Origin of the sequence: Eubacterium sp. AF17-7 (genome assembly GCF_003461285.1) — a bacterium.
GTDB lineage: Bacteria > Bacillota > Clostridia > Lachnospirales > Lachnospiraceae > Eubacterium_U > Eubacterium_U album.
This window is the reverse complement of the sequence record NZ_QTWU01000023.1, coordinates 23,144-31,333: the sequence shown is the minus strand read 5'-3', so window position 1 is coordinate 31,333 and position 8,190 is coordinate 23,144. Positions and strand designations below refer to the sequence as shown.

The following is an 8,190-nucleotide window of genomic DNA, read 5'->3' as shown; positions in this document are numbered from 1 at the left end:
GCTCCATCACTTATCATAGAATGTCTATTTACAGACTTTATTTCACAGACTCTATAATAAAATTACACGTCTAATAATTTATTAACAGCATCCTGAATTTCAGGATGGTTTCTGTATTGTTTTATTAATTTTACTTCGTGACTTGTAAGATTAATAGGTTCTTCATCCGTGTATCCAAAAGTGCCTAAAATATTTTCAATATTATAAATTTCGCATAACATAAGCAAGGTATCAGCATTAGGTTGAGTTTGACCGCTTTCCCAGCCATATATGGTCTTTTCGGCAACGTTTAAAGATTTTTCTTTGAGTATACCTGATACATCACGCACACTCAATTTGTTTAACTTTCTATAATTTTTTAATACTTCAGAAATCTTTGCATTCTTCATCTTATTTACCTCTCTTTTCAATAATATAGTAAGAAAAAATTTACGTCAACAAATTCTCTTTTACAGAGAAAAAACTTCATTGCAATTCTCTCAAACAAAGAATATAATGTAGATATTAGTAAAATTTTCTTGGGAAACGAGAATGGTGGTATCGAATGAATAATCAAAAGAAAAGTAATAGCAGGGTATCTGAAAATATAGTTGAGTATATAAAACGTAATAAAATTTCAGTTGCCCAGATAGAAAAAGATACAGGGATACATATGTCAGAATTCATAGATAATAATGCGGATTTTAGCGCAGGTGAATTCTTAGAACTATGTTCCTATCTGCATTTGGACCCGAAAGATATGAGATAACATTTGCAGATAAGAAAATAAGAGCAAATCTGCATTTAACTAACCCAAGGGATATGAGATAGGTGATAAAGTGCTTAAATACGTATGTAGAAATGACAATATAAAGACAAAAAGCAGCACATGTCCGGTGTGTGGAGAAAGAACTGAATTAGAAAAATCAGACATTTACTGGTGTGATAATTGCAAGGTTCCGCTATTTCAAAGTGAGTGCGAATGTTGTAGTGGAAAAGGGACAAGAATAACAACAGATATAAGACCGGTATTCCCGGAAGAAAGACTGCTTTTAGAGATTTTATTAGATAAAATCCCTGGGACATATGAGAAGGATTCAGTATGGAACTGTTCCGGGAATAAATATTTAATTAATGGTAAACGAATTAAATTTTCAGTTAAAGAATTAAAAAATAAAGATGTTGATGATATTAGAAGTAAATATGAAGAAGCATCAAAAAATATAAGTTATGAATATTTTGAACAATATGCAGATAAATTTGTTCAGGCGAACAGAAGCAGATACGAATTCATTGTAAGAGAAGCAGTGGATTACATTAAAAATTCTACAAAAGATTACACGGCAAAAGATATGTTTGTATCTTTCTCAGGGGGAAAAGATTCCACAGTTACATCAGATATAGTTATGAGGGCGTTAAGTGAGCCAAAGATATTACACATATTTGGAGATACTACATTAGAATTTCCGGAAACAATGAGATATGTTGATAGGTTTAAAAAAGAACATCCCCAGACGCCGGTTTTATCTTCAAGAAACAAAGATAAGGATTTTGAAGAACTATGTAAATTAGTGGGACCGCCAAGCAGAGTAATGAGATGGTGCTGCACAATATTTAAAACCGGTGCGATACAAAGAAAGATAAAGACTTTATTTAGAAATAAAAACAAAATAATAACATTTTATGGAATAAGACGAAGCGAGTCTGCCAGTAGAAGTAAATACGAAAGAGAAACAGAAGGCTCTAAAATTACAAAGCAAATAACAATATCCCCAATTATAGACTGGATGGATTTTGATGTCTGGTTGTATATGCTTACAACAAAAATAGATTTTAATTATGCGTACAGATTGGGATATGCAAGAGTAGGATGCTGGTGCTGTCCAAATAACAGTGGATGGTCAGAATTTTTGTCAAAAATTCATATGCCACAGCAGTCGGAAAGGTTTAGGCAGATGCTAATTGATTTTGCAAAACAGATTGGAAAACCGGACCCTGAAGTATATGTAGATGATGGCAAATGGAAAGCACGTCAGGGTGGAAATGGCGTAGATTATGCAAAAAAGACAGCAGTTTCTTTTGAACCATGTGCATTGGAAGAAAATGCATTTAATTATGAACTGCAAAGACCGATTTCAGAACAATTGTATGAATTGTTTAAACCATTTGGATATCTAAATTTTGAATTTGGAAATAAACGACTTGGAGAAGTTTATGTTACGAGAAAAGATGGAAGACTAGTGCTTAAACTTCAGGGAAGAATTGGAAGTACAACGTTAAAAGTAACGATAATCGATTACAAAATAGATGGAGCTGCAAGTGTTAAGGCAGCAGAAGACAAAGTTAAATGTCAGATTACTAAATATCAAATGTGTATGGGATGCAGGGCGTGTGAGAGTATATGCAAGCATAATGCAATTGTTATTAAAGAAGATAAGGAAGGTAATCTTGATTATAAGATTTTGGATGATAAATGTGTAAGATGTGCTGAATGCGTTAATCATTATACGGCAGGATGTTATATGCGAAAAGTATTAGCAACGAAAAAAGGATAAAAATATGACAATAAAACTTAAAGGACATGAAACATTCACAATACGTGAAGGTTGGCTTGATAAAGGATTAAAAGCGGTAAGTGACAATGGAAAAGTTTTTTCTGAAAACTATGGAGCAGATGCTTTAGGAGTTGGAAGCAATATGGCGAAAGCTATCAGATACTGGCTTAAAGCGGGAAAATTTATCGAGGAATCGCCTAAAAATGGAGCAAATTTAACGGATATTGCAAGGATAATAAAAGATAATGACGAATATTTAGAGGATAGTTTTGCATTGTGGATTTACCATATAAATCTTGTATTTAATAAGGATATGGCAACAACATGGTATTTATTTTTTAATGAGACGAATATGGATGAATTCACTAAAGAGGAAATTGAGTATATTATTCTTGGAAAAATGCAAATATTAGCTGAAGGAAAGAAAATATCAGAGCGTTCATTAAGAGATGATATTTCGGTTCTTTTAAATATGTATGTGAAAGAAAGAATAGAAGATTATGATCCGGAAGAAAAGAAAATATCTCCATTTGCAAAATTAGGATTAATAAAGAAGGATAGGGATAGATATTTTAAAACACAGCCTGATAGAGAAGTATTGATAAACGAAGTATTTTTATATGCATTGATGAAATATTTTGAAGAAAAATCCAAAGATTCTGTTGGAATAGATGAATTGTTAAATGCACCATTGTCCCCGGGCAGGGTTTTGAATTTGAAAAGAATTGCATTAAATGAGTATTTAGATAATCTTGCGGCTTTAAATTACATAACAGTAAATAGAACGGCAGGACTTGATATGGTTTATTTGAAGAAAAATATTCCATTAAATGAAATAGTAGAAAAATATTACGAGAAAAATTAAAGATAAACTGTGAAGGAGCATAATATGAGCCAATTAAAGGATTTTATTGAAATAGACAAGAAATTTCAGAATTCAATAAACTTACAACTGGATATAGACAATAGAAAAAAACTCAACAGTTATATACCTACACGTTCATCAATAAATATATTAAATGGATTTCTTGAGAACGTTATTAATAATAAAGAAAAGGCAAATATCCTTATTGGACCATATGGAAAAGGCAAATCACATTTATTGTTGGTTTTATTGGCTGTTCTTAAAGAATCAGAAGATAAAACAACAGAAAAACTTTTAAATAAAATAGAAAAAATATCAGATGTGACAGCCAATAACGCAAGACTTATTCATAAAGAATATAAGCCATTTTTGCCAGTTATTATTTCAGGAACGGACAGGGATTTAAATCATGGGTTTGTACTTGGCTTAATGGAGGCTTTAAAGAAAAATGATTTGATGGACATTGCTCCTGATAGTGATTACAGCAAAGCTGTTGAAGTGATTGAAAATTGGAAAAATAAATATAAAAAAGTCTATAAGGAATTTGAGAATATTTTAACAGGTTATGAAACTAACGTTAAGGAATTAGAAAAAAGCCTTAAGTCAATGAATCGTAATGGGTTAGAAATTTTTAAGAAAGTATACCCTGAATTGACGGCAGGAAGTGAATTCAGACCGATGGTTCAGGACAATGCAATGACACTGTATAGAGAAATAAGCATTGCACTTAAAGAGCATGGATATGGTGGCATTTATATTATTTTTGATGAATTCAGCAAATATATAGAAGGGCATGAAAGGGAAACATTTGCCTATGATATGAAGATACTTCAGGATATGTGTGAATTGGCAAATAATTCAAAAGAACAACAGATACATATTACATTTGTTGCCCATAAAAGTATAAAAGAGTATGGAAATGCATTGCCTCAGGATATGATTAATGCATTTAAAGGTGTAGAAGGCAGATTAAAGGAAATAAGATTTATTGTATCAGCTCAGAATAATTATGAACTTTTGCAACATGTAATTAAGAAAAAAGGAACAGAATATAAGGCATGGCTAAAAGAGGAAAATAATAGTGAAATTATTAAAGAATCTTATAAAATACCATGTTTTCAAAGTATGTTTAAATTTAGCGATTATCAGCAGATAGTTGTAAAAGGTGCATTCCCAATGTTGCCTTTAACAGCGTATGCGTTACTTAATATAAGTGAAAAAGTAGCACAAAACGAGCGAAGCATTTTTACTTTTTTGGCAAATGACGAAAAGGGAAGCCTTGTCAATTTAATTGAAAACGGAGCAGATGAATTGCTTTCAGTAGATGTAATTTATGATTATTTTAAAAATTTATTTAAGGAAAGTATTTCACTTACAAATATTCACAATGAGTGGCTAAAGGCAGATTATGCTTTGACTAAGGCAGAATCTTTAGGTGAGGAAAAAGTAATTAAGGCTATAGCCATACTTCATATGATTAATAAAAATGAAGAGGTACCGGTAAAAAAAGAAGAAATTCGTCTGGCTACAGGACTTAGTAAAGAGGATTTTACAGGATATTTGCAGAAATTAGAAAACAAGGAAATTGTAAAATACCGTAATAAACTTGGAATATATACTTTCAAAAATAATATTGGAATTAATTTGGATAAGTATATGAACCAGATGATTGAAAAGCAGTCATTAAGCTTAAATTGGGCAGAGGAGTTTGCAAATATTTCTGAATTAGAATATGTACTTCCTAAAAAATATAACAGGGAATACACTATGACACGTTTCTTTAAATATGTGTATATGACACAGGAACAGTTTCTTAGTGTAAAGAATTCAAACTATTTGTTTGATACATATAAAGCTGACGGATTAATTGTATGCATTGTAATGTTAAAAGAAAATGATGCAAATGAAGTAAAGGTGCATACAGATAAGCTTAAGGATGAAAGAATAGTAGTAATTTATCCTAAAAAAGCATTTGGACAGCAGCAAAGCATCAGAAAATTAAAAGCCGTAAAGGCATTGCTTAAAGATAAGAATTTTATAGATGAAAATAAAGTTTTACAACAGGAACTCGAATTATATAGAGATGATTTAATTTTTGAAATTAATGGAGAACTTGAAAGTCTTTATATGCCTGAAAATGGAAATGATATTTGCTTTTACAGTGGACGTGATAGTGAAAAATTAAAATTTGAATCAGAAAAAAATTTTAACAGATTTTTAAGCGATATATGTTCTTCGTATTACGAAAATGCTCCTAAAATTAATAACGAGCTGATAAACAGACAGAATGTTTCAGCGCAGATTAAAAAAGCAAGAAATCAGATAATTGATGCTATTCTTGGAGAAGAAGACTTATCGGGATTTGAAAAAGGGACAAGTTCAGAATCAACTATTTTCAGGGCAACATTAGTTCATACAGGGATAATGGACAATAATGAATATGAGGCAGGATGCGAGAAAATTTTAAAAGAGATAAGAGATTTTATAGGTAAATGTGCCGGTAAAAAAACATCTTTTGATGAGTTGTATTCAAAAATAATGGGAGAAAAATTTGGTGTAAGAAAGGGAGTAATACCTATTTTTCTTGCAAATGAAATTGTAGGTTTGCAGGACACACCAATTATTTATCTTCGAGATAAAGAAGTTGATATATCAAGCGAAATACTAAATAACATAAATGAAAAGCCGGAAGAATATTTCCTATTCATTGAAAAAGAAAATATGGAAAAGGAAAAGTATCTCAATATTTTAGAAGAAAACTTTATTACTGAGGAAATAAAGAAAAAGAAACAGTCTAAGATGCAGAGATTAAGCAATATTGTTGAAAGTATGCACAGATGGTACAGGTCTATAGACCAGTATACTCTCACATTTACAAAACAAATTTTCAATAAAAAAGAAAAGGGATATATAGAAGAGGAAACATTTGAAAAAATAAAGAAATTCAGAAAGATTTTTAAAGGGATAGAGTTAAATCCAAGAGAAGTCTTATTTGAGAAAATACCGGAAGCAATTTATGGAAATATTGATGATAATGCATATGAAAAATGCACACAGGAAGTTTTGAAAATAAAGAAATGCATGAGTGAAAATCTGTATTTTACAAAAATAAAAACTGCAACAGATATAAAGAAAATTTTTGGCGAAAAAGCAAATGACAGTCTTGGTGAATGTCTAAAAACATGGTATGTAGAGCAAAGTGAAAAAGCAAAGTCACATATTTTTTCAGAAAATATAACAGGTTTTATGACTTATATCGGACAGCTAAAAACTAATGACGAATTAGAAATCGTATCTAGAGTGTGCAAGATAATTTCCGGAATTTATATAAATGACTGGAAGAATGATTCTTTTGAACAATTTATGGATGAATTGGTGAGAGTAAAGGCGAGTGTTGAGGCAGTAAAGGAAAATAATGAATCAGGCTCAGGCGAAAACAGAATCTATATTGAAAATGGTGGAAATAAGGTAGAAAGATTTTATGAGACTGATGATGACGACAGCACAAGTTACTTTTTACAAAATGCTATTGAAGAAGCATTAGAAGAATTTGGGGATACGTTGGAACTTAATCAAAAAGTTTCGGTACTTGCAAAGGCATTGGAGGATTTATTAAGCAAATGAAATTAACTTATTTGGATAATGGGGCAACAACATTTCCTAAACCTGAAAAAGTATATCAGGCAATGGATTATGTAAATAGAAATCTGGCTGTAAATGCCGGACGAGGCTCGTATGATTTGGCTAAGAAAGCTACAGGTTTAATAGATGAAACAAGGACAAAAATGCTAAGTCTTGTTAATGGAGAACAGGTAGCTGATGTTATATTTGCACCTTCAGCAACAATTGCACTTAACATGATTATAGGTGGTCTTGACTGGAGTGAAAATGACATATGTTTTGTTTCTCCATTTGAGCATAATGCAGTAATGAGACCGCTCAAAAAAGCCCAGGATGAAAATAAATTTGAAATTAAGCAATTACCTGTTATTAGAGAAAATATGACAATTGATTTGGAAAAAATGGAATATTTATTTTCTGTTAATAATCCGACAAAGTTGTTTATAACACATATAAGTAATGTTACAGGATATATTTTGCCGGTAAAACAGATTGTGAAAATTGCAAAAAAATACAATTGTAAAGTGATTATAGATGCTTCACAATCGCTAGGATTAATTGATATAGATTTGGTTAACATGCAGGCGGATTTTGTTGTGTTTGCGGGTCATAAAAATATGTACGGACCATTTGGAATAGGTGGATTTTATATGAGAAAAGGAGAAAAAATTAATCCTTTTATTGCAGGAGGAACAGGTAGTGATTCACTCAATTTGAATATGCCATCCTCAATTCCGGGAATGCTTGAACCATCGAGTCCAAATATAGTTGCAGTTGCAGGACTAAATGCTGCAGCAGATGTTATTAAAGAAGAAAGTGTAGATTATTTTAAACACGAGAAGGGACTCACGGATTATCTTATTTCTGAATTAAGTAAAAATAGAAATGTAGTTATGTATTTGCCACCTAAAGATGAGCATGTCGGAATTGTGGCATTTAATATAAAAGGTTATAAAGCGTCAGATGTAGGAATGATTCTTGATGAAGATTACAGCATTGCCGTTAGAACAGGGTATCATTGTGCACCACTTGTACATGAATATTTGGCAGACACAGATTATGTAGGTGTGGTTAGGGCAAGTCTTGGAAGATATACCACGAAAGATGATGTGGACAGGCTGATTATGGCAGTGGAGGAAATTGACGAAGGTTAGTAAGTAGTAAAAACAA

General features: G+C 31.5%; 6 protein-coding genes. 5 read left to right on the top strand and 1 reads right to left on the bottom strand.

Annotated features, from left to right (window positions below):
* Positions 1 to 62: 62 nt before the first annotated feature.
* Positions 63 to 389 (bottom strand): helix-turn-helix domain-containing protein, encoded by a 327-nt coding sequence (locus DWW96_RS13405; protein ID WP_117910773.1) that lies wholly within the window; start codon positions 387 to 389, stop codon positions 63 to 65.
* A gap of 155 nt (positions 390 to 544) precedes the next feature.
* On the opposite strand from DWW96_RS13405, the gene DWW96_RS13400 reads away from it, so the two are divergent.
* The 5 genes from DWW96_RS13400 to DWW96_RS13380 all read left to right on the top strand — a co-directional run bounded on the left by DWW96_RS13400 (position 545) and on the right by DWW96_RS13380 (position 8,174).
* Complete coding sequence (locus DWW96_RS13400; protein ID WP_022088450.1) at positions 545 to 748, top strand: transcriptional regulator; 204 nt, start codon at positions 545 to 547, stop codon at positions 746 to 748.
* A gap of 70 nt (positions 749 to 818) precedes the next feature.
* Positions 819 to 2,534 (top strand): phosphoadenosine phosphosulfate reductase family protein, encoded by a 1,716-nt coding sequence (locus DWW96_RS13395; RefSeq protein ID WP_199522704.1) that lies wholly within the window; start codon positions 819 to 821, stop codon positions 2,532 to 2,534.
* A gap of 4 nt (positions 2,535 to 2,538) precedes the next feature.
* The gene (locus DWW96_RS13390) at positions 2,539 to 3,399 is read left to right on the top strand and encodes a DUF4007 family protein (RefSeq protein ID WP_117910772.1); all 861 of its coding nucleotides are present in this window, start codon (positions 2,539 to 2,541) and stop codon (positions 3,397 to 3,399) included.
* A 24-nt stretch (positions 3,400 to 3,423) separates the two neighbouring features.
* Positions 3,424 to 7,023 (top strand): hypothetical protein, encoded by a 3,600-nt coding sequence (locus DWW96_RS13385; RefSeq protein WP_117910771.1) that lies wholly within the window; start codon positions 3,424 to 3,426, stop codon positions 7,021 to 7,023.
* Entirely contained in the window at positions 7,020 to 8,174 is a 1,155-nt protein-coding gene (locus DWW96_RS13380; RefSeq protein WP_117910770.1) for an aminotransferase class V-fold PLP-dependent enzyme, read from the top strand. The genes DWW96_RS13385 and DWW96_RS13380 overlap by 4 nt, the downstream gene beginning before the upstream one ends.
* Positions 8,175 to 8,190: the final 16 nt, after the last annotated feature.

What these genes read in the sequence shown, in the direction of transcription:
- DWW96_RS13390 (WP_117910772.1), top strand. Translation starts at nt 2,539, where the DNA reads ATGACAATAAAACTTAAAGGACATGAAACATTCACAATACGTGAAGGT.
- DWW96_RS13405 (WP_117910773.1), bottom strand. Translation starts at nt 389, where the DNA reads ATGAAGAATGCAAAGATTTCTGAAGTATTAAAAAATTATAGAAAGTTA.
- DWW96_RS13385 (WP_117910771.1), top strand. Translation starts at nt 3,424, where the DNA reads ATGAGCCAATTAAAGGATTTTATTGAAATAGACAAGAAATTTCAGAAT.
- DWW96_RS13400 (WP_022088450.1), top strand. Translation starts at nt 545, where the DNA reads ATGAATAATCAAAAGAAAAGTAATAGCAGGGTATCTGAAAATATAGTT.
- DWW96_RS13380 (WP_117910770.1), top strand. Translation starts at nt 7,020, where the DNA reads ATGAAATTAACTTATTTGGATAATGGGGCAACAACATTTCCTAAACCT.